At 67.8% G+C, this 25,491-nt stretch carries 28 protein-coding genes; 19 read left to right on the top strand and 9 right to left on the bottom strand.

Annotation, left to right across the window (positions count from 1 at the left end; all coding sequences use genetic code 11):
• Positions 1-17 precede the first annotated feature (17 nt).
• Together ACFWUP_RS06190 and ACFWUP_RS06195 are read right to left on the bottom strand one after the other, a co-directional pair.
• Complete coding sequence (locus ACFWUP_RS06190; RefSeq protein WP_379231312.1) at positions 18-284, bottom strand: hypothetical protein; 267 nt, start codon at positions 282-284, stop codon at positions 18-20.
• Entirely contained in the window at positions 281-1,135 is an 855-nt protein-coding gene (locus tag ACFWUP_RS06195) for a PHP domain-containing protein (RefSeq protein ID WP_379231742.1), read from the bottom strand. Before ACFWUP_RS06195 ends, ACFWUP_RS06190 begins: the two co-directional genes overlap by 4 nt.
• Before the next feature lie 78 nt (positions 1,136-1,213).
• On the opposite strand from ACFWUP_RS06195, the gene ACFWUP_RS06200 reads away from it, so the two are divergent.
• The gene (locus tag ACFWUP_RS06200; RefSeq protein WP_379231314.1) at positions 1,214-2,293 is read left to right on the top strand and encodes a magnesium and cobalt transport protein CorA; all 1,080 of its coding nucleotides are present in this window, start codon (positions 1,214-1,216) and stop codon (positions 2,291-2,293) included.
• Here the strand turns inward: ACFWUP_RS06200 and ACFWUP_RS06205 are convergent.
• The 3 genes from ACFWUP_RS06205 to ACFWUP_RS06215 all read right to left on the bottom strand — a co-directional run bounded on the left by ACFWUP_RS06205 (position 2,290) and on the right by ACFWUP_RS06215 (position 4,377).
• Complete coding sequence (locus ACFWUP_RS06205) at positions 2,290-2,871, bottom strand: suppressor of fused domain protein (protein ID WP_379231316.1); 582 nt, start codon at positions 2,869-2,871, stop codon at positions 2,290-2,292. The genes ACFWUP_RS06200 and ACFWUP_RS06205 overlap by 4 nt on opposite strands.
• Before the next feature lie 4 nt (positions 2,872-2,875).
• A complete protein-coding gene (locus tag ACFWUP_RS06210; RefSeq protein ID WP_379231318.1) occupies positions 2,876-3,370 on the bottom strand; it encodes a general stress protein in 495 nt (164 codons plus the stop codon).
• A gap of 77 nt (positions 3,371-3,447) precedes the next feature.
• Positions 3,448-4,377: an HpcH/HpaI aldolase/citrate lyase family protein gene (locus ACFWUP_RS06215; RefSeq protein WP_379231319.1), complete on the bottom strand. Its 930-nt coding sequence runs from the start codon at positions 4,375-4,377 to the stop codon at positions 3,448-3,450.
• Positions 4,378-4,429: 52 nt separating this feature from the next.
• Between ACFWUP_RS06215 and ACFWUP_RS06220 the strand changes: the two genes are divergently transcribed.
• The 9 genes from ACFWUP_RS06220 (at position 4,430) to ACFWUP_RS06260 (ending at position 12,376) form a co-directional block, all read left to right on the top strand.
• Positions 4,430-5,737 carry a magnesium transporter MgtE N-terminal domain-containing protein gene (locus ACFWUP_RS06220; RefSeq protein WP_379231321.1) on the top strand — a complete coding sequence of 436 codons (1,308 nt, stop codon included), beginning with the start codon at positions 4,430-4,432 and terminating at the stop codon, positions 5,735-5,737.
• Positions 5,734-6,324 carry a DUF1003 domain-containing protein gene (locus ACFWUP_RS06225; protein ID WP_379231323.1) on the top strand — a complete coding sequence of 197 codons (591 nt, stop codon included), beginning with the start codon at positions 5,734-5,736 and terminating at the stop codon, positions 6,322-6,324. The genes ACFWUP_RS06220 and ACFWUP_RS06225 overlap by 4 nt, the downstream gene beginning before the upstream one ends.
• Positions 6,325-6,436: 112 nt before the next feature.
• Positions 6,437-7,795 carry a lytic transglycosylase domain-containing protein gene (locus ACFWUP_RS06230; RefSeq protein WP_379231324.1) on the top strand — a complete coding sequence of 453 codons (1,359 nt, stop codon included), beginning with the start codon at positions 6,437-6,439 and terminating at the stop codon, positions 7,793-7,795.
• Positions 7,796-7,891: 96 nt separating this feature from the next.
• Positions 7,892-8,746 carry a lytic transglycosylase domain-containing protein gene (locus ACFWUP_RS06235; RefSeq protein ID WP_379231326.1) on the top strand — a complete coding sequence of 285 codons (855 nt, stop codon included), beginning with the start codon at positions 7,892-7,894 and terminating at the stop codon, positions 8,744-8,746.
• A gap of 170 nt (positions 8,747-8,916) precedes the next feature.
• Entirely contained in the window at positions 8,917-10,053 is a 1,137-nt protein-coding gene (locus ACFWUP_RS06240; RefSeq protein WP_379231328.1) for an Mrp/NBP35 family ATP-binding protein, read from the top strand.
• Positions 10,054-10,223: 170 nt separating this feature from the next.
• Positions 10,224-10,544: a DivIVA domain-containing protein gene (locus ACFWUP_RS06245; protein ID WP_379231330.1), complete on the top strand. Its 321-nt coding sequence runs from the start codon at positions 10,224-10,226 to the stop codon at positions 10,542-10,544.
• Positions 10,541-11,173, top strand: coding sequence for a DNA-3-methyladenine glycosylase I (locus ACFWUP_RS06250; RefSeq protein WP_379231332.1), 633 nt, complete (start codon positions 10,541-10,543; stop codon positions 11,171-11,173). Before ACFWUP_RS06245 ends, ACFWUP_RS06250 begins: the two co-directional genes overlap by 4 nt.
• A 106-nt stretch (positions 11,174-11,279) precedes the next feature.
• Entirely contained in the window at positions 11,280-11,447 is a 168-nt protein-coding gene (locus ACFWUP_RS06255; RefSeq protein WP_011211259.1) for a DUF3117 domain-containing protein, read from the top strand.
• Positions 11,444-12,376, top strand: a complete 933-nt coding sequence (locus ACFWUP_RS06260) for a putative RNA methyltransferase (protein ID WP_379231744.1) — start codon at positions 11,444-11,446, stop codon at positions 12,374-12,376. Before ACFWUP_RS06255 ends, ACFWUP_RS06260 begins: the two co-directional genes overlap by 4 nt.
• Before the next feature lie 121 nt (positions 12,377-12,497).
• On the opposite strand, the gene glgA is transcribed toward ACFWUP_RS06260, so the two are convergent.
• Entirely contained in the window at positions 12,498-13,664 is a 1,167-nt protein-coding gene (gene glgA, locus ACFWUP_RS06265) for a glycogen synthase (protein ID WP_379231746.1), read from the bottom strand.
• Between the two features lie 110 nt (positions 13,665-13,774).
• On the opposite strand from glgA, the gene glgC reads away from it, so the two are divergent.
• Positions 13,775-14,992, top strand: coding sequence for a glucose-1-phosphate adenylyltransferase (gene glgC, locus ACFWUP_RS06270; protein ID WP_379231334.1), 1,218 nt, complete (start codon positions 13,775-13,777; stop codon positions 14,990-14,992).
• Positions 14,993-15,103: 111 nt separating this feature from the next.
• Here glgC and ACFWUP_RS06275 read toward each other — a convergent pair whose 3' ends face one another.
• The gene (locus tag ACFWUP_RS06275; protein WP_379231336.1) at positions 15,104-15,736 is read right to left on the bottom strand and encodes an O-methyltransferase; all 633 of its coding nucleotides are present in this window, start codon (positions 15,734-15,736) and stop codon (positions 15,104-15,106) included.
• Positions 15,737-16,112: 376 nt separating this feature from the next.
• Between ACFWUP_RS06275 and sigE the strand changes: the two genes are divergently transcribed.
• From sigE to ACFWUP_RS06315, 8 genes are all read left to right on the top strand, one after another.
• Positions 16,113-16,769 carry an RNA polymerase sigma factor SigE gene (sigE, locus tag ACFWUP_RS06280; protein ID WP_379231338.1) on the top strand — a complete coding sequence of 219 codons (657 nt, stop codon included), beginning with the start codon at positions 16,113-16,115 and terminating at the stop codon, positions 16,767-16,769.
• Positions 16,770-16,828: 59 nt separating this feature from the next.
• On the top strand, positions 16,829-17,200 hold the full coding sequence (locus ACFWUP_RS06285; protein WP_379231340.1) for a hypothetical protein: 372 nt from the start codon (positions 16,829-16,831) through the stop codon (positions 17,198-17,200).
• Between the two features lie 10 nt (positions 17,201-17,210).
• Positions 17,211-18,743: a trypsin-like peptidase domain-containing protein gene (locus ACFWUP_RS06290; RefSeq protein WP_379231342.1), complete on the top strand. Its 1,533-nt coding sequence runs from the start codon at positions 17,211-17,213 to the stop codon at positions 18,741-18,743.
• 33 nt (positions 18,744-18,776) lie between these two features.
• Entirely contained in the window at positions 18,777-19,199 is a 423-nt protein-coding gene (gene tatB / locus ACFWUP_RS06295) for a Sec-independent protein translocase protein TatB (RefSeq protein WP_379231344.1), read from the top strand.
• A 180-nt stretch (positions 19,200-19,379) separates the two neighbouring features.
• Positions 19,380-20,237 (top strand): hypothetical protein, encoded by an 858-nt coding sequence (locus tag ACFWUP_RS06300; protein WP_379231346.1) that lies wholly within the window; start codon positions 19,380-19,382, stop codon positions 20,235-20,237.
• Between the two features lie 116 nt (positions 20,238-20,353).
• Positions 20,354-20,920, top strand: a complete 567-nt coding sequence (locus ACFWUP_RS06305; RefSeq protein ID WP_379231348.1) for a hypothetical protein — start codon at positions 20,354-20,356, stop codon at positions 20,918-20,920.
• A gap of 111 nt (positions 20,921-21,031) precedes the next feature.
• Positions 21,032-22,105: an XdhC family protein gene (locus tag ACFWUP_RS06310; protein WP_379231350.1), complete on the top strand. Its 1,074-nt coding sequence runs from the start codon at positions 21,032-21,034 to the stop codon at positions 22,103-22,105.
• Positions 22,106-22,270: 165 nt separating this feature from the next.
• Positions 22,271-23,524: an ATP-binding protein gene (locus ACFWUP_RS06315; RefSeq protein ID WP_379231352.1), complete on the top strand. Its 1,254-nt coding sequence runs from the start codon at positions 22,271-22,273 to the stop codon at positions 23,522-23,524.
• 62 nt (positions 23,525-23,586) lie between these two features.
• On the opposite strand, the gene ACFWUP_RS06320 is transcribed toward ACFWUP_RS06315, so the two are convergent.
• Together ACFWUP_RS06320 and folP are read right to left on the bottom strand one after the other, a co-directional pair.
• Entirely contained in the window at positions 23,587-24,525 is a 939-nt protein-coding gene (locus ACFWUP_RS06320; protein ID WP_379231354.1) for a glucosyl-3-phosphoglycerate synthase, read from the bottom strand.
• Positions 24,522-25,433: a dihydropteroate synthase gene (gene folP / locus ACFWUP_RS06325; RefSeq protein ID WP_379231355.1), complete on the bottom strand. Its 912-nt coding sequence runs from the start codon at positions 25,431-25,433 to the stop codon at positions 24,522-24,524. Before folP ends, ACFWUP_RS06320 begins: the two co-directional genes overlap by 4 nt.
• Positions 25,434-25,491: the final 58 nt, after the last annotated feature.

The raw sequence follows: 25,491 nt of genomic DNA on the forward strand, positions 1-25,491 counted from the left end.
CAACCATTACACGACCGTCAACCCCACCATTGTGTCCAAAGCAATACACCGGCCGTGACCAAGACCGTCGCCGATCCGAACAATGTGGACATCCCGCGGTGGCGGTCGGCGAAAACCTGGGCGACGACAACCACCGCCGCGGCCACGACATGCCAACTCAGCGACTCGACACCCGGTCCGGGGAAGTCGCGCCGCGCACCGATCACTGCGGCGCCCACGACCACGCACAACAGCACCACCACCCCGCCCGCGACGACGCCGCTGACGGTGCGTACCAGCGTCACGGGGCGATCACCGGTGTCCCGCTCGCCTTGTCGACGAGCGCCGCGTACTGGTCGGGGTCGGTGCCGCACGCGCCGATCTCGATGGTCTTGTTGCTGCCGTGATAGTCCGACGAGCCGGTGCGAACCAGACCCAGCTCACACGAAAGATCGCTCAGCACAAGGCGATCGGCCTCGCTGTGATCGGGGTGGTCGATCTCGAGTCCGCCGAGACCGAGCCCGGCCAACTCCCGGATCTCGTCGAGCGCCAGCAGTCTGCCCCGCTTGCGGGCGCGGGCGTGGGCGATCACGCTCACCCCACCGGCGGCCGCGATCAACGCCACGGCCCTGGTCAGCGGGGTGTCGGCCTTCTCTGCGTAGTAGGGCCCGTGCGGAGCGAGCAGATCGACGAACGCCTCGTTCACGCTCGTGACCACCCCGGCCGCCATCAGCGCCTGCGCCAGATGCGGCCTGCCCACCGCCGGGCCCGCGCTCGCCATCACCGTGACGGGATCGATCGGCAGCCCGTCGGCGGCCATCTTCTCGGCCATCGCCCGCACCCTGGCCACCCGCTCGCCGCGCAACCGCTCGCGCTCGTCGGCGAATCCGCGATCGGTGGGGTCGAACAGATACGCCAGCAGATGCACCGGCACGGGGAAGCCGTCCTCCCCCATGCCCGTGCACGACATCTCCATGCCACGCACCAGCGTGAGCCCCGGCGGACGGGCCGCCTCGGCCTCGGCCCAGCCGCCGGTGGTGTCGTGATCGGTGATCGCGACGACGTCGAGACCGGCCGCCGCGGCATGACGCACCAGTTCGGCGGGGGTGTCGGTGCCGTCGGAGGCGGTGGAATGGGTATGCAGGTCGATGCGCACACTCTCAGTCATACAGTGCGCTCCCGGGTCCCGCGCGTTCCGAGGGGCCACCCGGTCGGTGCCCGTAGGATTCGTTCGATGCCTTCCCTACCGCCGATGCCGTCGTTCCACGGGTCCGATCGCGCCGCGAAAACGCCGCGACCGCAGGTCCCCGTGCCGACCGCGCGCGCGATCGTCGACTGCGGGGTCTACGACGACGGCAAGCGACAGCCGGGACATTTCACGCCGAAAGAGGCGCTCACAGCGGCGCGGAAAACCGATGCGGGATTCGTCTGGATCGGCCTGCACGACCCGGACGAGCGGCAGATGAACGACATCGCCTCGGTGTTCGACCTGCATCCGCTGGCCGTGGAAGACGCCGTGCAGGGCCGTCAACGTCCCAAGCTGGAACGCTACGGCGACACGCTGTTCCTGGTGATGCGCACGGTCTGCTACATCGACCACGAGATCGATTCGATCAGCGAGATCGTCGAGACCGGCGACATCATGGTCTTCACCGGACCCCGCTTCGCCATCACGGTGCGCCACGGCGAACACACCCACCTCTCCACCGTGCGCCACGAACTGGAAAAGCACCCCGACCAGCTGAAATACGGACCCACCGCGGTACTGCACGCGGTCGCCGACCACGTGGTCGACACCTACGTCGACGTCACCGAGTCCGTCGGCGGCGATATCGACGAGATGGAAGAGGCGGTGTTCACCCCCGCCTCGAGGATCGGTATCGAGTCGATCTACCAGCTCAAACGCGAGGTGGTGGAATTGCGAAGGGCGGTGGCGCCGCTGGCGGTTCCGCTGGAACGGCTGGTGAACAACACCGATCTGCCGGTGCCGACGGAGATCCGCCGCTACCTGCGTGACGTCGCCGACCACCAGACCGAAGTCTCCGACCACATCACCTATTTCGACGAGGCGCTCAGCGGCCTGGTCAATGCCGCGCTCGCCAAGATCAGCGTTCAGCAGAACACCGACATGCGCAAGATCTCGGCCTACGCCGCGATGGCCGCGGTGCCGACCCTGATCGCGGGCGTCTACGGCATGAACTTCGACCACATGTGGCTCCTGCACCAGTGGTGGGGATATCCCTCGACCCTGGTGCTCATGGTCGTGATCTGCGGATGGCTGTTGCGCAGTTTCCGCCGCAACGGGTGGCTCTAGAGGGTCACCGCGCCGCGCTCGGGATCGCGCACGTCGATCCCGGCCTCGGCCCAGGCGTCACGCAGCGCTCGAGCGCCACGCACCCGCACCCAGGCGGCTTCGGTCGCGGTCACCGGGGTGACGCTGAGATAGCGCACCGGATCGGCCGGGTCGGGTAGCGGAATTTCGGGGATGTCGCTCTCGCCGAGCACGACGGCGGTGAACTTCGCGTTGCGCCACAGCGGTTCTCCGAGATCGAGCAGCGCGTCAGCTTGCAGCACAACGCCTTCCACCGCCGGCGAGGCCACGAGGATGCCGAGCGATTTCGCCACCCCGACCTGCGGGTCGGCGCTCATCAACAACGTCAGGACCAGTTCCGCGCGCGGCCCGCGCACCGGGTCGGCCAGCAGATCCGACGGGTCACCCATCGGATGGCGCGAACCACCCAGCGTCGCGTAGTGCACCGCGCCGTCGCCGGGGATGCGCAGGATCTCAACGGGTTCGAGTCCGAGGAAGGTCAGCGAGGCCGAATCGACCTGCGCGCGTTCGACTTCGAAGTGATCCAGCACCGCGGCGCGGACCGTGTTCTCCACATCCATTGCGCTACAGGGCCAATCGGGCCAGCATGTCGCGGGCCTGTTCGGCGGACTTCGGGTCACACAGCACGTCGTAGCGCCCGGCGACCAACTGCATGGTCGAGGCGAAATCGCGCTGGCCCTTGGTGGCCGCGTACGGGATCGAGGTGGTGATCACGCCGAACACGATGCCGCCGAGCAGACCGACGACGAGCGGTCCGATGGCACCACCGGTGGTGGTGAACAGGCTCAGCAGCAGACCGAGGAACAGACCCAGCCAGGCACCCGACACCACGCCGCCGCCGATGACCTTGCCCCAGGTGAGCCGGTACAGCACCCGCTCCACCTGCATCAGATCGACACCGACGATCGTCACGTCCTGCACCGGGAACTGCCCGTCGGCCAGGTAATCGACCGCGCGCTGCGCCTCGGCGTAGGTCGGATACGAGCCGACCGGCCAGCCCGAGGGCGGCGTCGGCAAGGCTTGCCGCCCGCGATTGGTGTTGCCCAGGGGATTCGTCATGGTCCTATTCTGCTATTTGTCGACCGGCTGTGCCGGAGTGAAACGCCTCGACCCCGTTGCCGGACCGCTCTCGGCGATCAAGCGGGTGTCCTCGCCATTCCCGCAGCCCGACCCTTGTCGGCGATGACCTGAGCCATTTTGGCGCTGGCCTCGTCGATCATCTCATCTCCCAGCATCACCGCACCACGCGCGCCGCCCGCCTCCGAGGTGTGGAAGGCGTAGGTCTCCAAGATCAACTCGGCGCGGTCGTAGTCGGCCTGCCGTGGGCTGAAGATCTCGTTGCACGCGTCGATCTGGCCGGGGTGCAGCACCCACTTGCCGTCGAAACCCAGTGCGGCCGTGCGTCCGGCGGCACGGCGAAACCCGTCGACATCGCGAATCTGCAGGTAGGGGCCGTCGATCGCCTGCAGGCCGTGGGCGCGGGCGGCGAGCAGGATCGTCATCAGGATGTGGTGGTAGGCATCGCCGACGTCGTAGCCCTCCGGCTGCTCGCCGACCACCAGCGTGCGCATATTGATACTGGCCATGAAATCGGCGGGCCCGAACACCAGCGCCTGCACGCGCGGGCTCGCGGTGGCGATCGCGTCGATATTGCGCAGGCCCAAGGCGTTCTCGATCTGCGGTTCGATGCCGATCCGGCCGACTTCCAGGCCGCTGGCCTTCTCCAACTGGGTCAGCAACAGGTCGAGCGCCTGCACCTGACCGGCGTCGGTGACCTTGGGCAGCAGGATCGCCTCGATCCACCGGCCGGCACCCTCGACCACGCTGATCACATCGGCGAAGGTCCACTCGGTCGACCAGTCGTTGACCCGCACCACCCGCAGCTGCTCACCCCAGCCGGGTTCGTTCAGCGCCGCCACGATGTTCGCGCGCGCCGCGGCCTTGGCGCCGGGCGCGACCGCGTCCTCCAGGTCGAGGAACACCTCGTCGACCGGCAGCGTTTTCGCCTTCGCGATCATCTTCGGATTGCTTCCCGGCACCGCGAGCACCGAACGCCGTGGCTTCATGAGGAGCGCCTCCTGACTCGTACGGTCGTACCCGACCGATAGCCTGATGGTCATGGCAACCACCAGGGTGTACGTCGCCCGGCTCGCCGGTCTGACGGTGCTGGGTCCGGACGGGGAGTCTATCGGCCGCGTCCGCGATGTGGTCGTGGCTGTCCGGCACGGGCGTCAGCCCGCGCGGGTGCACGGGCTCGTCATCGAATTGCTGACCCGGCGACGGATTTTCGTGCCGATGCTGCGGGTCACCGCGATCGAGCCGGGCATGGTCACGCTCAACACCGGCACCGTGAGCCTGCGCCGATTCGCCCAGCGACCGGGCGAACTCCTCGCCATGGCGCAGATCGTCGATTCGCAGGTACGCGTGGACGATCCGGATCTGCCCGATCTCCGAGGGGTCGACGTGTACGTCGCCGACCTCGGGATCGAGCAGACGCGAACCAGGGATTGGATCGTCGGCCGGGTCGCGGTGCGTGGGCATCGACGGCTCGGGCGCAGGCGGACCGTGCACGTCGTCGACTGGTCACAGGTCGAGGGGCTGACCCCCGCCGAGGTGGATCGGCCAGGCCAGGATGTGACGACATTGCTCACTCAGTTCGAGGGTCTGCGCGCGGCCGACGTCGCGCACCGGCTGCGGGAACTGCCCGAGAAGCGGCGCCTCGAAGTGGCGTTCGCCCTCGACGACGAACGCCTCGCCGACGTCGTCCAGGAACTCCCCGACGACGACCAGGTCGACCTGCTCGGCCACCTCGAGGTGCGCCGCGCCGCCGATATCCTCGAGGCGATGGACCCCGACGACGCCGCCGACCTCCTCGGTGAACTGTCCGAGAGCGAAGCCGAATCGCTGCTCGCGCTGATGGACCCCGAGGAATCCGAACCGGTCCGCAGGCTGCTCGCGCACTCCCCCGACACCGCGGGCGGTCTGATGACGCCGAAACCGGTCGTGCTCGGCCCCGCGACCACCGTCGCCGAAGCACTGGCCCGGGTCCGCGACCCCGACCTCACCCCCGCGCTCGCGTCGATGGTCTTCGTCGTTCGACCGCCCACGGCCACGCCCACCGGCCGCTACCTGGGGTGCGTGCACATCCAGCAACTGCTGCGGGAACCGCCCGCGCACCTGGTGGGCGGGATCGTCGACAGTGACTTGACGCCGCTGTCGCCCGACGTGCCGCTCTCGGCGGTGACCCGTTATTTCGCGACCTACAACCTGGTGTGCGGGCCGGTGGTCGACGCGGAGAACCACCTGCTCGGCGCGGTGACCGTCGACGATGTCCTCGATCATCTGCTGCCCGAGGACTGGCGCGAGGAAGAACCTCCGGGGCTCACCCGGGTCGAGCCGCTCCTGCCGAACGGGGGTGCGGTATGAGCGAGAAGAATCCGGCCAGACAACGTTTGGAAACCCCGGTCGGCTCGCGGTTCAAACTCGATTGGGACTCCGACGCTTTCGCGCGCAGCAGCGAGCGGGTCGCCCGATTCCTCGGCACCGGGCGTTACCTCGCGATCCAGACGGTGATAGTGATCGTGTGGATCATCATCAACGTGTTCGTGGTGTGGCTGCGCTGGGACCCGTACCCGTTCATCCTGCTCAACCTGGCCTTCTCCACCCAGGCCGCCTACGCGGCGCCGCTGATCCTGCTGGCGCAGAACCGCCAGGACAACAGGGACAAGGTCTCCCTCGAAGAGGACCGCACCCGAGCCGCGCAGACCAAGGCCGATACCGAGTTCCTCGCCCGCGAACTCGCCTCGCTGCGCCTCGCGGTCGGCGAGGTCGCCACCCGCGACTATCTGCGCCGCGAACTGGAGGAGATCAAGGACATGCTCGACCGCATCGACGCGGTCACCACGCCCGACGGCGCGCCGAAGACGGACAAAAAGCGAAAATCTGTCCGCAAGAAAACCTCCGGTCAAACGCCCTCTTCCGCCCCGATTTCGCCTGGTGCTCCAGACGCATGACCGGAAATGCTCAATAAGTACCTGACCGGTAGGTAACCTGGATCACGTTGTTCCGGGCGGGCCGGAAGGGGACTCTGCGGCGCCGCTGCTTTTCGACGAAAAGGGTGTGGCCGTGCGAATTTCAGCTCCGATAACGATGTCGGCCCTTGTCGTCGCAGGCCTTGTCGCCTCCGGTTCGGCGGTGCACACCAGCAACCCGAGCACCGCGCCGACCGCGCCGGAGGCCCTGCTGGCCGCCAACGCGAGCACCACCGACGACACGCCCGAGGCCGATCCGTCCGAGATCGTCGGCCTGCTGCCGGTCGCGCAGGAGGCGCCGCGCCGGTTGCGTGCGCTCAACGCCAACGCGGCCACACCGTTCGCGGGAACTGTTCCGCTACAGACCATTTCGCTACCCACGGGCAGCGGCGCGCTCGGCATCCCGGAGATCGTGCTCGCGGCCTACCGCAACGCCGAACTGGCCCTGGAATCGGCGCAGCCGGGTTGCGGCCTCACCTGGAACCTCCTCGCAGGCATCGGCCGAATCGAATCCGGGCACGCCAGCAGCGGCCGCACCGACCCCGCCGGCACCACCACGACGCCGATCTTCGGGCCCGCGCTGGACGGCACCCTGCCCGGCAACGAGGTCATCAAGGCAGCCGACGGCGGATTCGTGCGAGCGATGGGCCCCATGCAGTTCCTGCCGAGCACCTGGGTGCACTACGCCGCCGACGGCAACGGCGACGGCGCGTCGGACCCACACAATGTCTTCGACGCCGCACTGGCCGCGGGCAAATACCTCTGCTCGGGTGGCATGAACCTGCGCGAGACGGCCCAGGAACTGCGGGCGGTGCTGCGCTACAACAACTCCATGTCCTACGCGGCCAATGTGCTGAGCTGGTCGGCGGCTTATCGCACCGGTGGTGCCCCGAGTCAGGTGGCCATCTCACCGAACATCATCCCGCCGGGCAGCGCACCCACGGCCCCCGCGCCGAACGTGCTGGCCGCCTCGACGAACACGCCGACCACCACCACGCCCGCGCCGACCACGCCGAAGGTCACCACGCCGACCCAGGTGATGATCCACCTGCCCGGTCTGCCGCCGATCCCGTGTGGCATCCTCTGCCCCGCGCCGGTCGCGCCACCCGAGACCTGCGTGAGCGAGCCGCTGCCCGCCGAGATGCCGAACCCGCTCGAACCCGGACAGCCCGTCGACAAGCCCGCCGCGCAGACCTACGGTGCCGCGGCGCCGAAGGATCCGGCCGCGCCCGAGCAGCCGGTCGTCGAGCCCGCGGCCTGCACGCCTGCTGCCGTGGCACCGGCCGAGCCCGCCCCCGTGACGCCGGAGAAGACGCCGGAGCCGGGGGTAGCGGCCACCGAGGAACCCGCACCTGCCGAGCCCGCACCGGCGGCGCCCGTCGCTCCGCCCGCCATCACGCTGCCGTTCGGCATCGTCATCCCGCTGCCGCCCGCCCCCGCACCGGCTCCGTAGAAATCAAACCGAAACTCAGATCACAGGGGGGTAACAAAAGGGTCTCGGGTGCGGTAATCTCTTCTCATCCAACACGGTTGAGGAGGGCACCACACAGTGGGTCGTCATCGGAAACAGCCTGCTACGACAGTCCGCCGTAGCTCGCTCATCGCACTGACCGGTTTGGTCCCCGCTGGATTGGTCGCCGTCACCGCGGCCACCACCGAGGCGACCCCGGCAACCAACGCGGCAGTCGAGCACGACGTGCTGCCCGGCGTCGACCCGGAGCCCACGGCCAATCTGGTCGCGGCACCGCAGGCCGAGATGATCCACGCCGAAGCCCGCCAGTCGGCCTCGGCCGCACCGGTCGTGAAAACCGTTGCGTTGCCGGATGATCGCGCCTCCGCCGATCTGCCTGCGGGCCCGCTCGGTATCCCCGGCATCGCCGTGGCCGCCTATCAGACCGCCGAACAGCAACTGGCCGTGGAGAATCCGCACTGCGGAATGTCCTGGTCGCTGCTGGCAGGCATCGGGCGCGTGGAATCCACCCACGCCTACGGCAAGGCCGACGCGCAGGGCAACCCGATCAAGGCGGTCTACGGACCCGTCCTCGACGGCAGCCTCGCGGGCAACAACGTCATCCACGACAGCGACGGCGGCGACCTCGACGGGCTCGGCAGCTACGACCGGGCCATCGGCCCGATGCAGTTCCTGCCCGAGACCTGGCACCGCTACGCCGCCGACGGCAACGCCGACGGCGTCGCCGACCCCCAGAACCTGTTCGACGCGGCCCTCACCGCGGGCAGGTACCTGTGCGACGGCGGCCTGAACATGCGCGACCTCTCGCAGCAGTCCAAAGCCATCCTGCGCTACAACAACTCGATGGCCTACGTCGCCAACGTGATGGCCTGGTCGGGTTCCTACTCCAGCGGCCTCGCCCCCAAGCCCCAGGACCTCCCCCAGATCCACTAGGGACCTGCCGGCTCCGCCGACTGTGCGCTCCAGGATCGCCCGCTGATCCTGGAGCGCATTTTCGGCGTGGCTCGACCCGGACCGCCCAGGTATGACACGGACAAGTTCGGGCGAATCGGGGGTCAGACCCCTGCATCGCCCGGTGATCGGCAGGCGCATAGCATCTGGGTATGTCAGTGATTACGGAAGCGGATGTGCGGGCGGCGCTCGCGAAGGTCGACGATCCGGAGATCCGCAAACCGATCACCGAGTTGGGCATGGTCAAGTCCATTGCCATCGCCGACAGCGGTGATGTGCACATCGAGATCTACCTGACCACCTCCGGGTGCCCGTTGCGGACCGAGATCATTCAGCGGGTCACCAAGGCCGTCGCCGATGTCAACGGTGCGGGGGCGGTGACGGTCGATCTCGATGTGATGAGCGATGAGCAGCGCACCGAGCTGCGCAAGTCGCTGCGTGGGGATTCGGCCGAGCCGGTCATTCCGTTCGCCCAGCCCGGTTCGCTCACCCGTGTCTACGCGGTTGCCTCCGGTAAGGGTGGTGTCGGCAAGTCCAGCGTCACCGCCAACCTGGCCGTGGCGCTCGCGCAGCGTGGGCTGTCGGTCGGTGTGCTCGATGCCGATATCTACGGCCACTCCATCCCCCGCATGCTCGGCTCCGACGCCAAGCCCACCCAGGTCGAGCGGATGATCATGCCGCCGGTCGCGCACGACGTGAAGATGATCTCGATCGCGCAGTTCACCCAGGGCAACACCCCCGTGGTGTGGCGTGGGCCGATGCTGCACCGCGCGCTGCAGCAGTTCCTCGCCGACGTGTTCTGGGGCGATCTGGACGTGCTGCTGCTCGACCTGCCGCCCGGCACCGGCGACGTGGCGATCTCCCTCGCCCAGCTCATCCCGAGCGCGGAGATCCTGGTCGTCACCACCCCGCAGATCGCCGCCGCCGAGGTGGCCGAGCGCGCGGGCGCGATCGCCCTGCAGACCCGCCAGCGCATCGCCGGCGTCATCGAGAACATGTCCTGGCTCGACCTGCCCGACGGCTCCCGCATGGACCTCTACGGCTCCGGCGGCGGCCAGGTCGTCGCCGACCGCCTCACCCGCGCCGTCGGCTCCAATGTGCCACTGCTCGGCCAGATCCCGATCGAGCAGGCCCTGCGCGAAGGCGGCGACGACGGCAACCCGATCGTCCTCGCGGATCCGACCAACCCGGCCGCGGTCGCCTTGCTCGAGGTCGCCGACAAACTCGCCGTCCGCAAGCGCGGCCTGGCGGGCATGTCCCTCGGCATCGACACCACCCGGCACCTGTAAAGGCACCGGTCCCCCTGATCACGCACGAACATGGGTAACTCACCGGGAACGGGCCAACCAGGCACAATCACCGGTCTGGCCGCCAACGCAGACTCTCTGCGCACCCAGGTCCGGTCTGAAGTCCCGGGGAGGCGGACAAGCCTGTCGGTGGCGTTGCCTAGTCTGTTTTCATGCTGACGCTGCTTCTGTACGTACTCATCGTCGGGTTGGTCGCGGCGATGCTGTTCCTCATCGCCAGTGCCGTGTTCGGGCGGTCCGAGGAGCTCGGGGCGTTACCCGAGGGGACCACGGCCACCGTACTGCCCGCTGACGGCGTCACGGGGGCCGATGTGCGGGCGTTGCGGTTCCAGCAGGTGGTGCGCGGGTACAAGGCCGGTGAGGTCGACTGGGCGCTGGGCAGGCTGGCGGACCGGATCGACGAGCTCGAGTTCGAATTAGCGCAGGCTCGGCACTGGCAGGCGCAGGTGGCGGCGGGGCAGGAGCGCGGGTGAGCGAGCTCGCCGACGACGGACTGGTTCGCTGCGACTGGTCGACCGGCTCCCAGCTCTACCGCGAGTACCACGACACCGAGTGGGGTCAGCCCCTGCACGGCGACGACGCCATGTTCGAACGGCTCTGCCTCGAGGCCTTCCAGTCGGGCCTGGCGTGGATCACCGTCCTGCGCAAGCGGCCCGCCTTCCGCACCGCGTTCGCCGGTTTCGAGATCGCGAAAGTCGCCGAGTTCGACGATCGCGACCGCGCGCGCCTCATGGCCGACGCGGGCATCGTGCGCAACCGCGCCAAGATCGACGCGGTGATCAACAACGCCCGGGTTGCTCGCGACCTGCCGGTGAGCCTGGACGAGCTGGTGTGGTCGTTCGCACCCGCGCCACGCCCACGGCCCACCTCGATCGCGAATGTGCCCGCCACCACAGCCGAATCCATTGCTCTGGCAAAGGAATTGAAGCGCCGTGGGTTCGCTTTCGTGGGCCCGACGACGGCGTATGCCCTCATGCAGGCAACCGGCATGGTGGACGACCACCTGGATGTTTGCTGGGTGGCAGCGGTACCGAACGGAACCGACTCCAGAGTCAGATTTCCTACTCAGGTGTCCGCCCGCGGCGGCGATAGGGAAGAATAGGACCGGTGTGGCCCGCCGAACACCCGGCGAGCCCGCTGGTTGGTGACAACCGGCAGACGAGAAAACAGTGCGCAGAACCACCGCGCAGATCTGGAGGGAGCAGAGGATGGCGGCCATGAAGCCCCGTACCGGGGACGGTCCCCTCGAAGCAACCAAGGAAGGTCGTGGAATCGTCATGCGGGTTCCACTCGAGGGTGGCGGGCGTCTGGTCGTCGAACTCACACCGGACGAGGCTGCGGCGCTCGGTGACGAATTGAAGAGCGTCACCAGCTGAATGCGCTGACCGAGGTCGCCGCACTTCTGGCCTGCCCGGAGTGCGGCGACGAACTGCAACCGCACGATCGTGCGCTGCGATGCGGCACCGGCCACAGCTTCGACATCGCCCGCCAGGGTTATGTCGGGCTACTGACCGGCGCATCGACGAAAATGACCGGCGACACCGCCGACATGCTCGACGCTCGCGCCGCTTTCCAGGGCGCGGGTCATTTCGCCCCGATCGCCGCGGCGATCACGCGTGCGTTCGATACGCGGGCCGGCGAGCGACCGTTCGGCACAGCCGCCGAGGACGACGCGACCGAGTCCACCGGTGCACAGTCCGGCTCCGACGAGATGGTCGCCTCGATGCCGCCCGTCGGCGCCCTGCTCGAAATCGGCGCAGGCACGGGCTACTACCTGGCCGACGTGGTCGACGCGAACCCCAGCCTGTTCGGCATCGCCTTGGACGTGGCCAAGCCCGCCGCCCGCCGAGCCGCCCGCGCGCATCCCCGGGTGGCCTCCGTACTTGCCGACGCCTGGCGTGGCCTACCTCTGCGCGACGATGCCCTCACGGGAGTCCTGTCGGTCTTCGCCCCACGCAACCCCGCCGAAGTCGCCCGCGTCCTCGCACCCGGCGGACGCTTCGTCGTCGTCACGCCAACGGCGCGCCATCTCGGCGAGCTGATCGGTCCCCTCGGCATGGTCAGCGTCGACCCCGACAAGGACCGCCGCCTGGCCGATTCACTGGCAGGCACCTTCACCCGCACCGACCACACGCCTGTCGAGTTCCCGATGAAGCTGTCGCACACCGACGTCACCAACGTCGTCGCGATGGGCCCGTCGGCCTTCCACGGCACCCCCGCCGACGATCCACGCATCGCCGCGCTCCCCGACATCACCGAAGTCACGGCCTCGGTGACCGTGTCGACCTACGTGTCGAACCGCTGACCTGACTCGCGCCGATCAGCCCACGAGACTCGAGCGCCGACACACCTCAGCGACACACGACCGACGGCCACCCGACGCCCGCAGTGCGAGCCTCACCCACCGCCCCGGTACGCATCCAGCCCTAGCGCAACACGCTGCGATACACCTCGAGCGTCCGCTCGGCGATCCGCGCCCAGTCGAACTCGGCGATCGCCCGCGCCCGCCCGGCCTCGCCGTAGCGCACCGCCAACGCCGGATCCCCCGCAACCTCGTTCACGGCAGCCGCGAGCCCCCGCTCGTACTCCGCCGTCGCTTCCGGGTCGTAGTGCACCAACCGGCCAGTGACCCCATCGTCGACCACCTCGGGAATCCCGCCCACATCCGAAGCCACGACCGCCGTCGCACACGCCATCGCCTCCAGGTTCACGATGCCGAGCGGTTCGTACACCGACGGGCACACGAATACCGAAGAGGCCGAAAGAATCTGGCGAACCTGCTCGGCAGGCAGCATCTCCTTCACCCAGAAAACATTGCCCCGCTGCCGCTGCAACCCGTCGACGGCGGCGGCCACCTCCACCTCGAGTTCCTTGGTATCGGCCGCCCCCGCACACAGCACCAACTGGATATCGGGATCGAACAGGGCAGCCGCCGCGAGCAGATGCCCGACGCCCTTCTGCCGCGTGATCCGCCCGACAAACGACACGATCGGCAGATCTGCCCGCACCCCGAGCCGCTCCAACACCGGCATCCCGTCACCGGCGGGCGGGCCGGGATGCCACACCTGAGCGTCGATCCCGTTGTGCACCACGTGAACTCGATCAGGGTCGATCGCGGGGTAGGCGTCGAGCACATCGTGGCGCATGCCCTCGCTCACCGCGATCACCGCGTCGGCATGTTCCATCGCATTACGTTCCGACCACGACGACAGCCGATACCCACCACCGAGCTGCTCGGCCTTCCACGGCCTGCGCGGTTCCAGCGAATGCGCCGTGAGCACATGCGGAATCCCGTACAGCATGGAAGCCAGGTGCCCGGCCAACCCGGCGTACCAGGTGTGCGAGTGCACGACGTCCACCCCGCCCGCCGCATCCGCCATCCGCAACTGCGCCGACATCATCTGCAACGCGGCGTTGGCGGCATACAGCTCGGGGTCCGGCCGGTGCACAACGGCACCGTTGCGCGGCGCGCCCATGCAGTGCACGGTCACCTCACTCAGCGCACGCAATCGCGAGGTGAGTTCGGTGACATGAACTCCCGCACCGCCGTACACCTCGGGCGGATACTCCCGGGTCAGCATGGCGACTCGCAGCAATTCCGCCTGCGTCCGCTCGCCAGCGCCACCATCACTCACCGGTCCAAATTAGACCCTCGGGTCGACATGGGCCACCGTAACCGCGCTGGCCCTGTACTTTGAGCAGGGTGAGGAGCCAGCCGCACGTACTCGGGATCGTGCTCGCCGGTGGCGAGGGCAAACGACTGTTTCCACTCACGGCCGACCGGGCCAAGCCCGCGGTTCCGTTCGGTGGGGCCTACCGGCTGATCGACTTCGTGTTGAGCAACCTCGTGAACGCGGGATACCTGCGTCTGTGTGTGCTCACCCAGTACAAGTCGCATTCGCTCGACCGCCATATCTCGCAGACCTGGCGACTGTCCGGTTTCACCGGTGAGTACATCACCCCGGTACCCGCGCAGCAGCGGCTCGGGCCGCGCTGGTACACCGGCAGCGCCGACGCGATCATGCAGTCGCTCAACCTGATCTACGACGAAGACCCCGATTACATCGTGGTGTTCGGCGCCGACCACGTGTACCGGATGGACCCGGAGCAGATGGTGGCCAGCCATATCGCGTCGGGCGCGGGCGTGACCGTCGCCGGGATCCGGGTGCCGAGGGCCGAGGCGAGCGCGTTCGGCTGCATCGACACCGACGAGTCCGGCAAGATCACCCAGTTCCTGGAGAAGCCCGCGCACCCGCCTGGCACCCCCGACGACCCGAACGTGACGTTCGCGTCGATGGGCAACTACGTGTTCACCACCCGCGTGCTGGTCGACGCCATCCGCGCCGACGCCGAGAACTCCGATTCCGACCACGACATGGGCGGCGACATCATCCCGAAGTTGGTCGCCGAGGGTCTGGCCAATGTGTACGACTTCGCCGACAACGAGGTCCCCGGCGCCACCGAACGCGACCGCGGCTACTGGCGCGACGTCGGCACCATCGACGCCTTCTACGAGGCGCACATGGACCTGGTCTCGGTACACCCCGTGTTCAACCTCTACAACAAACACTGGCCGATCCGTGGCGCCGCCGAGAACCTGCCGCCCGCTAAATTCGCCCAGGGCGGGCTCGCCCAGGAGTCGATCGTCGGGGCCGGTTCGATCCTGTCGGCGGCCACGGTCCGCAATTCGGTGTTGAGTTCGAATGTGGTGATCGAGGACGGCGCCACGGTCGAGGGCAGTGTGTTGATGCCCGGGGTGCGGATCGGGCGTGGCGCGGTGGTGCGCCACGCGATCCTGGACAAGAACGTGGTGGTCGGCGAGGGCGAGATCATCGGCCTTGACCTGGACCGCGATCGGGAACGTTTCGCCGTCAGCAACGGTGGCGTAGTGACCGTCGGCAAGGGGATCTGGGTCGGTTAGGTTCTCGGCCGCCTTGATCTGGACTGACTGGAGGGTGCGACGAAGGAGTACCCGTAGGGAGGGAAGATCGAGGGAACACGCCGAGAACCCGCGGCGCCAGCCGCCAATGTCTCAGCCCCGCGAGGCGCAGAGCAACCCGTCACCGATCGGAATCAAGACGCTGGTGAGTTCGGGATTCTCCGCGATCGCGCGAGTCGCCGCCCGCACCGCCTGCGTGGCCGGATCGCGCTGATCCTGATCAGGCACCCGCCCACCGAGCAGCGCGTTGTTGAGGATGAACGCACCACCCTCGCGCAGCAACCGCACACCCTGTTCGACGTAATGCGGGTGTTCCATCGGCGCGGCGTCGATGAAGACCAGGTCGTAGGTGCCCTCGGCGAGGCGGGGCAGCACATCGAGGGCCCGCCCGTTGATCAGGCGCGTGCGCGACGGGGTGATCTCGGCGGTACGGAACGCCTCCTTGGCCGCGCGCTGATGCTCGGGTTCGGAGTCGATCGTCGTGAGCGTCCCGTCCTCGCGCATCCCGTCGAGCAGCCACAACCCGCTCACGCCCGCCCCGGTGCCCACCTCGACGACCGAGCGCGCGCCCAGCATCTGCGCGTACATGCTCAGCAGCGCACCGACCGCCGCGGGCACCGGCATGGCGCCCAGTTCGGTGGCCCGCTCGCGCGCTTCGAGCAGGACTTCGTCTTCGACGACGGACTCCTCCACATAGGCCAGGTTCCGCTCCACGTTCGATGCCACGGTTATGAGGCTATGTCACAGAAGGGGTCTGTGTATTCAGCAAAGGGACCGATCCGGCACTGTGTCGCACAGATCCCGAACAATTGCCGAAAGTTTGCGGATCGGTCACAACAGGCTCCGAGCTGCTGGTTCTCCGGTGCCGGCGAGGCTAGGCTCGAATCGGACCAGGATTCTCAGGTCACACTCAGGATCTCCACACCTGACCCATATCAGGGCAGGAAATAGTTGCCCTACGCAAGGCCAGCCGATCGCGGCGGGTACGAGGCTCGGGAACAACCGCACACAGTTGCTGGTTGATTGTCGATAAGCAAGGTTCGCTGACCCGGACCAGCCAGGTTTCGTGCCAGCGGTCCCGAGTAGGAGGTGTCCCATCCCGATGGTAGACACGGCGCGTCACGACGCCACCGACCAGACTCTGCCCGCCGATCTCCTCGCGGCGGCAGCCGAAGACGCCGAACTCACCGGCACCGCCGCCTTCGACGCGACGGGCGATCGCGCCGCCATGCCCTCCTGGGACGAACTCGTCCGCGAACACGCCGACCGGGTCTATCGCCTGGCCTACCGCCTCTCCGGCGACGCCCAGGACGCCGAAGACCTCACCCAGGACACCTTCATCCGGGTGTTCCGCTCGCTGCAGAACTACCAGCCCGGCACCTTCGAGGGCTGGCTGCACCGCATCACCACCAACCTGTTCCTCGACATGGTCCGCCGCCGCAACCGCATCCGGATGGAAGCGCTGCCCGAGGACTACGACCGGGTGCCCGCCGAAGGCCCCACCCCCGAGGACGCCTACCACGACTCGCGCCTTGACCCCGACCTGCAGAAAGCACTCGATTCGCTGGCGCCGGAGTTCCGCGCCGCGGTCGTGCTCTGTGACATCGAGGGCCTGTCCTACGAGGAGATCGGCGCCACTCTCGGTGTGAAACTGGGCACCGTGCGCAGCCGGATCCACCGCGGGCGTCAGGCACTGCGCGAGTACCTTGCGCATAATGGAAGTGAGCAGCGGTACTCCGCTGAAGCGCACACAGCGTGACGGGCGTTCGACGTCACCGGGTGTCTCAGGTGATGTCGGTTCGGAAGGAAGAACTTCGGATGAGCGTGGATCCCAGTGCCTCAGCAGGTCGCCCACCGCGCTTTCAGCCCACCGAGCATCTGGCCAGTGAGGCTGTCGCGGCCTTCGTCGACGGCGAACTGCGCATGAACGCCTATCTGCGTGCCGCCCAGCACCTTTCGGTCTGCCCCGAATGCGCCGCCGAGGTCGATGCCCAGCAGCAGGCCCGCATCGCCCTGCGCCGCGCCGCCGAGGTGGCCGTCCCGCGCAGCCTGCACGACAGCCTCTCGCGCATTCCGCTGGCCGATCTGCCCGGCAACGCACCCGAGCCGCAACGCCGTAACGAGGCATTTCTCGGATTCATCACAGATTCCTTCACCGCGACCCGGTGGACAACGTGGCGGCGCAAGTAGAGTCTGCGACGTGACAGGCGAATCGACGAATTCCGAATCGGCCGACCACTCGGATTCGGGGGACCAACGGGGCACGCTGCGCCCCACCGACGCACCGAGTCTCGGGCCGCGCCCGGTCTATCGGCCGCACATCGACAGCCACACCGCGCGCGCGTTCCGCCGCCCCAAGGGCCAGGCCGGGTCGTTCGCGCCGCACGACCCGCAGCGCGCGAACCAGATCGGTGCCGACGAGGGGCTCACCCAGCGTCCGCCGGACGGTGTGCTCGCCGAGGCGTTCGCCCGGCCGGAGGGCTCCTCGGAGCTGCTGCAGCGCGAGCCCGGCGCCGACGCACCGAAGACGGTCATCGCCGGTCCGGTGGATCCGTGGCGTGATCCCGACGCCGCCGCCCGGCTCGGCTCGCCCGCCGTCGCCACTCCCCCGCCCGCCCGGCTGCCGGTCGCGACCAAGCTGAGCGCCCGCGAGGTGCTGTTCGGTTCGCGCGTGGCGCCCAAGGCACTCGCACTGCTGGCCGTGCTCGCACTCGGTATCGCCGTCGTCGGCGGGCTCGTCGGGCGGATGACCGCCGAGACCGCCTCCACCCTCACCTCCCGCAAGGTGACCCTGGATCAGAGCGCGGGCACCGAGACGCCGCACAGCCAGATCGCCGCCGTCGCCAATGCCGTTCTGCCCTCGGTGGTCTCGATCCGGGTCACCGTCGGCGACAACGGCGCCACCGGTTCCGGCGTGGTCATCGACGGTGGCGGATACGTGGTCACCAACAATCACGTGATCTCGATGGCCGCGACCGACAAGTCCGACCGCGCCGCCATCCAGGTGCAGTTCTCCGACGGAAACCGGGTGCCGGCGCAGATCGTCGGGCGCGATCCCAAGACCGACCTCGCGGTGCTCAAGGTCGAGGCGAAGAACCTGACCGTCGCCGATCTCGGCAAGTCCGCCGACGTGCAGGTCGGCGACGACGTCCTGGCCGTCGGTTCGCCGCTGGGCCTGAGCAAGACCGTCACCTCCGGCATCGTCAGCGCATTGCACCGGCCTGTGAAGCTCGCTGGCGAGGGCAGCGACACCAATGCGGTGATCGACGCCGTCCAGACCGACGCCGCGATCAATCCCGGTAACTCCGGTGGCGCGCTGGTCGACATGCAGGGCCGCGTGGTCGGCATCAACACCGCCATCCGCAGCGAGACCGGAGGTTCGGTCGGCCTCGGCTTCGCCATCCCGGTCGACGTGATGACCACGGTGACCCAGACCCTGATCCGCGACGGCCAGATGCACCACCCGGTGATCGGCCTGAGCGCGCGCACCAAGACCGTCGCCAACGAGGTGATGAGCGGTGCCGCTGTCGCCGATGTGGTGCCGGGCAGCCCCGCCGACAAGGCAGGCATCGTCGAGGGTGACGTGGTCGTGAAGATCGGCGACCGTGAGGTCACCGGGCCCGACGAGCTGGTGGTCGCTGTGCAGCAGCACAAGATCGGCGACCGGGTGAACGTGCAGTTGATCCGCGATGGCAGGCAGGTGGACGTGCCGGTCACCCTCGAATCCGACTGAGCTGCGCGGTCGCGCGCCGGGTAGCCTGGATCCGTGTTCAGCAACATCGGGTGGAGCGAGATGATGATCCTGCTCGTCGCCGCCCTCGTGATCCTCGGCCCGGAGCGACTGCCCGGCGCCGTCCGCTGGACCACGGGCGCGCTGCGTCAGGCGCGCGACTACGCCAGCGGTGCCACCTCCCAGCTCAAGCAGGAGCTCGGGCCGGAGTTCGACGATCTGCGCAAGCCGCTCGCCGAACTCAACGAGCTGCGCGGCATGAGTCCGCGGGCCGTGGTCACCAAGCACCTGCTCGGCGGTGACGACAAGGTGCTGCGCGATCTGGAGAGCGCGGTGCCCGACAAGAAGCAACTGTTCGGCACCAGCAGCGGCATGCCTGGCACCCCGTCGTCGACGCCCACCCCGCAGAAGTCCCTCGAACACAACGAGCGCCCCCCGGTCGACTACGACGCGACCTGAGCTGGAACCACACCGAACGGTCGGCATTTGCTGCGAGATCGCGCCGAACGGACTCTGCGGCGGCGACCTCGCGAGTAGTCGATTTGCCGGGAATTCGCGTCCGAGGGCGTTGTCCCGCAAGACAGTTCGATGTCAATCGTTATAGACACACAACGCTGTCGAGCTGTCTAGACTTCGCACATGTCGGCCGATGACGTGGCACGAGTTTTCGCGATCGAGGACAAGGTCGAGAGACTCAAAGCAGCCACCGACGGGGTGGCGGCTGCACAGCAGACCATCAACGAACTAACGAGGATCCGGCGAGCCGTGATCCGAGAACTCCATGCCGACGGCTGGACGTTCGCCCGGATCGGCGCCGCCGCCGGATTGTCACGTGCGCGCATCCACCAGGTGAGCACCCAGGGCCCCGTCCCCGAAGGCCTGTTCTTCGGCCACGGCACACTCACCGTGCTCGCCCCCGAGGTCCGCTCCGGCCGGCTGCTCGGCGCACCCGATCCACAGGCCGCCCAGCGTCTGGCCGAACTGCTGCGTCAACTCGGCTTCGCCGCCAACGTCGAGACCTTCATGCCCGGCAGGCCGATCGACCTCAATCGCGACGGCCTGGTGATCCTCGGCGGCCCCGAACTCTCGCCGAGCCTGCGCCAGCTGGTGGTGGCCGATCCACGCCTGCGCCGCACCGTCACCAGGGCAGGCGATACCCGGCGCGGGATCGAGGACAGGGCCGCGCGCCGCGTCTACCGTCCCGGCGGCACCGAACCGCACGACATCGCCTACCTGGCTCGTCTACCCCGGCCGGACCGGCGCGGCAGCATCATGGTGATCGACGGACTGCACCCGCCCGGATCCTTGGGTGCGATCCGATTGCTGGCGACCCGATTGGCAACCCTGCACGAGCGCGCGAGCACACATCTGTTCTCGGTTCTCATCGCCGTGCGGTACGACCGCGCCACCGGCGAACCAGTTGATGCGGATCTTCTCACCCCGGTATACCGCCATGAAACAGACCCGAAGTTGGCTACGACCCGGGTTCGTCCATAGGCCGATCTAAACTCGCGCCACTTAGTGATCTGTGTCACTGTACTGTTATGGATCACAAGTCGTCCGCGATGGTTAGATTGCTAGCGAGTAACCGAGTGTGAGTAGGTGAGCATCACATGTTCTCGTCTCCTGAGGCCAGCGCATGCCGGGTTCTGCCCGTGCGTGCCGCAGTCAACCCAAGGCCCGCTTTCCCCGTCGAGACCGAGCCGACGACCGGCGACGTCATCGTCACCACCCATCGCGTGACCTACAGCGACCGTTTGAAGGTCTTCATCGGCCCGCACGAGGACGTGGACAGCTTTCTGCGCCCGTTGCGCCGGATGGACGGCCATCAGCGCTACGCGCTCGATCTGACCGTGCTGCCCGAGCCCGTGCCCGCCACCGAGGTCACCACAACGGTGAGTTCGGCGCGTGGCGATCTCGCGCTCGGCTGCGCCGGTTCGGCCGACGCGATGACGCTGCAGCTGCGCACGACGGTCGACCACGTCACCCGGCGGTTCACCCTCGGCCTACCGGGCGGACGACTCGGCCTGCCGACGGTGTATCTCCCGCACGGCGACGAGGACACCTACGTCTACCCCGAAGAGGTGTTCACCGCCGACAGCGCGGTGGAGATCTTCCGCGACTTCTTCCACGGCGGTGCGGTGCCGACCGGGCTGCAGCTGCGCGAGATCCTCGACTGAACTTCCGGATGCTGGAAGTTAGCTAGCCGGATCTCGCTTCGCTGCTGTGCCTACTATGCTGGTCAGCACGGTCACGACGCCTCGACGTGATCGTGGAGAGGCCGGTGTGTGATGCGTGATCTGCTCGGGCAGGTGCTCGAACTGCTTCCCGGTCAGGCCCTCGCGCTGGCGCGGATCGTCGACCGGACGGGTGCGGGTCCCCGCGAAACCGGGTCCGCCATGGCGGTGACCGGCGACGGGAGCGTGCTCGGTTCGTTGTCCGGCGGCTGCGTCGAATCGTCGGTGCTCGCCACCGCCTCCCAGGTCCTTCGCGACGGCCACGCGACCCTCGAGCGTTTCGCCGCCGCCGACGAGATCACCGTCGGCTTACCGTGCGGTGGCGAAATCGAAGTCTTCGTCGAACGCCTCGACCACACCGACCTTCCTGTGCTGAGTGCCCTGCGGCTCGCACTCGTTGCCCATCACCCGGTCGCCTACGCCACCACCCTCGAGTCGACCCCCGACCGAAAACTCCTGCGCCCCGGCGACTCCCACCCGTGGCGCGGCCTCGACCAGGACGCCGCGGCACTGCTCACCGCGGGTCACAACGGTCTCATCGGCGCCCAGGACTGCACCCCCGCCCAGTCCGTGCGCCCCCGCACCTTCGTCCAGGTCTTCCGCGCCCCCGCCCGCATGATCCTGGCAGGCGCCAACGACTACACCCGCGCCCTCACCGTCGCCGCCTCGACCCTCGGCTACCACGTCACCGTCGTAGACGCCCGCGAAACCTTCACCACCCCAACCCGTTTCCCGGCCGCCGACGAGGTGGTGGTCGACTGGCCCCACCGCTACCTGGACGCCGAACAAGCCGCGGGCCGCATCGACGCCCGCACCGTCATCTGCGTCCTCACCCACGACCCCAAATTCGATGTCCCCCTACTGACTTCGGCCCTACGCCTACCGGAAGTCGGCTTCATCGGCGCCCTCGGCTCCCGCCGAGCCCATACCGACCGCACCAACCGCCTCCACGAAGCAGGCCTCGCCCCTCGCGAAACAGCCCGCATCAGAAGCCCTCTCGGCCTCGACATCGCCGCCCACACCCCCGAAGAATCCGCCATCTCCATCCTCGCCCAGATCCTGGCCGACCGAGGAAACGCCACCGCCCAACCCCTCTCAACCCTCACCGGCCCGATCCATCGCCGGTGACCGCCAAATTTACTCACCGCGAATCATCAGCAGGCTCTGCCGCAAATGGTCAATCCACCCCGCCGCATATGACCAGTGTCAGCGGCCGCAAATGGTCAACACGATGCGCCGCATATGGCCTATGCGCGGTGCCGCAAATGGTCAGTTGGGGGTAGACTCGACTACATGTCCTCCAGCGTCCTGCAACCTCGACATGCGGCTGAAGCTGTGCGCGAGGCCCTCTCCGATACCCGCGTCGTATTGGTCAACGGCGCACGTCAGGCTGGTAAAAGTACGATGGTCCGGGCCGTCGCGGGCACGCAGAGCGCGACATGGCGAGATCTCGACCGGCCGGATGATCGACAGGCCGCGACTGTCGATCCGATCGGCTTTGTCGAAGACAGCGGACTGATGGTCATCGACGAGATTCAGCGAGTGCCGGAACTGCTGCTTCCGATCAAGGTCTCCGTCGACGACGACCCGCGCCCCGGCCGGTATCTACTCACCGGATCCTCGCGATTGCTCGGCATGCGCGATCTCCCCGATACACTGCCCGGCCGGATGGAGACGATCGAACTCTGGCCGTTCTCGCAAGGAGAGATAGACCGAACCCCGGACGGATTCATCGACGCACTGTTCCGTCACGGCCCGTCGGCGGGTACCGACTCCGACATCACCCGCACCGAGTACACCGAACGCCTTGTGCGCGGCGGCTTTCCAGAAGCAGTGGCACGCACCGATCCCCGCCGCCGCGCCCGCTTCTTCGACAACTACGTCCAGAATCTTGTCGAGTGCGATGTTCGACAGCTGTCCGAAATCGAACGGGCACCCCAACTGGCGACGATGATTCGCCTGCTGGCCGCACGCTCGGGCACGATCGTCGGCAGCCCTTCACTCGCCCGCGACCTCGACCTCGCCTCCGGAACCACGCAGCGCTACCTCCGCTTGCTGGAGGAGATCTTCCTCATCAAACGGATACCCGGCTGGTCCCGCAACCTCGGCACCCGCGCGACCGCCGCCCCTAAACTCTTCTTCGTCGATTCCGGTATCGCCGCCCGAATGCTCGCCGCCGACGCCCATACCTTGCGGCGCCCCAACGGCCCACTCGGTCCGTTACTGGAGGGCTTCGTCATCTCCGAACTCGCCCGCCAGCTCACCTGGACCGAGACTCCGGTGGACATGTACCACTACCGCGACCAGAACAAGGTCGAGGTCGACGTCGTCCTCGAAGACCGCCGCGGAAGTGTCGTAGGTATCGAAGTCAAAGCCGCATCAACCGTAAAATCCGAAGACTTCCGCGGCCTACGCACCCTCGAGTCGAAACTCGGCGACGACTTCCTCACCGGCATCGTCCTCTACACCGGCAACCACACCCTCCCTTTCGGCCCCAAGCTGAGGGCCATGCCCATCAGTGCGCTGTGGCAGCTCCCCCCGAACTGACGTCGACGCCCGCGACACCGACGAAGGGCGCTCACTGCCCGTCACCGGAACTGACACATCGACTAGGCCGCGACTTGTTCCGGGCGGAGCGTTTTCATCGGGGGGCGGTCTTCGAGGGAGACCGTGGTGGTGTGGGGGATGAATTCGCCTTCTATCAACGGGAATTGGGTGAGGGGGGCGCCGGAGTCGGGGACTCCGCTGCGGCGTAGGGCGGTGCCGAGGATTTGGCGGCTCATGACGCCGAGGTCGGACAGCGGGCGGTTGCGGTGGGTGCGCACGCCCAGGTTGACCTGGGTGATGGCGTCCATCCCCATGGCATCGTAGGTGTCGAGGAGCAGGCCGATCTCGACGCCGTAACCGGAGGCGAAGGGGACCGCGGTGAGCAGTTCGCGAGTGCCCGCGTACTCGCCGCCTAGGGGCTGGATGACCTGGGCCAGTTCGGGGCGAAGGGCGGCCAGGATGGGACGGGCGACGAGTTCGGTGACGCGGCCGCCGCCGTTGGCGTCGACCGACTCGCCCTGGCGTAAGGGGCGGCGGTAGTAGGCCTTGGACAGGTGTGTGCCCGGCATCATCAGCAGGGGACCGAGGAGCTTGGGCACGAAGTCGGGATCGGGGTCGATCAGGTCGGAGTCGACGAACGCGATCAGGTCTCCGGAGGTGCAGGCCAGCGAACGCCACAGCACCTCGCCCTTGCCGGGGACCGGCTCGAGTTCGGGAACGGCTTCCTCGCGGGTGATCACCTCCGCGCCTGCCGCGCGTGCGCGGGCCGCGGTGGCGTCGGTGGACCCGGAGTCGAGCACGATCAGTTCGTCGACGAGCGTGCCGAGCAGCGGCCGGATACTGGCCACGACGTCGGCGACGGTGTCCTGTTCGTTCAGCGCGGGCAGCACCACCGATACGGTGCGTCCCGCTTTGGCGGCGATGAGTTCGCCGACCGTCCAATCAGGGGTGTCCCAAGTGTGGGTAGTGGCCCAGGCGGGCTCGCGGTGTTGGATTTTCATGCCAGACCTCGCAGAGTTCGTGCGGGGGGCCGGATGCCCTGGATGGATGCGATCATGTCCACGACGCGTCGGGTTTCGGCGACTTCGTGAACCCGGAAGATCCGAGCGCCCCTGGCGGCCGACCATGCGGTTGCCGCCAGTGTGCCCTCGACCCTTTCGGTAAGACCTACCCCTAGAGTCTCCCCGATAAAATCCTTGTTACTCAGTGCCATCAGTACTGGCCATCCGGTTTTTACAAGACCGTCGATTCCGCGCAACAACTCGAGCCCGTGATAGGTGTTTTTCCCGAAATCATGGGTGGGATCGATCACGATGCCATCGGCTCGCACCCCCGCGGCCGCCGCATTTTCGGCTGCGGCGACGACCGTTTCGGTCACCTCGGCCACCACATCGGCGTACCGGACCCGGTGCGGACGGGTGCGTGGCACGGCACCGCCGGTGTGGCTGCAGACGATGCCCGCGCCCGTTTCGGCGGCGACGTGCACGAGGTCGGGGTCGGCGCCTGCCCAGGTGTCGTTGATCAGGTCGGCGCCGGCGGCCACCGCCGCCCGCGCGACGTCCCCACGCCAGGTATCCACACTGATCAACAGGTCCGGATACTTCGCCCGAATCGCCGCGACGAACGGCACCACCCGCTGCGTTTCCTCGTCTGCGTCGACGGTGACACCGGGCCCCGCCTTCACCCCGCCGATGTCGACCAGATCAGCGCCTTCGTCGACCGCGCGCGAAACCCGTTCCATCGCGGCCGCGTCGCTGAAGGTGGCGCCACGGTCGTAGAACGAGTCCGGTGTGCGATTCACGATCGCCATCACCAACGCGCGATCGGTCGCCACCGCACGCCCACAGAAGGTCCGCTCGTTCCGCCTCCCCGAGTCTTCGGCCGACAACTCTCCACCGCGACTGCTCATGCTCCGGGCAGGCGGTTCGTCATTCGGTCGAGTTTCGGGCGTGCCCGACGAGTTACCC

The sequence above is a fragment of the Nocardia sp. NPDC058658 genome (assembly GCF_042716665.1).
Lineage (GTDB): Bacteria > Actinomycetota > Actinomycetes > Mycobacteriales > Mycobacteriaceae > Nocardia.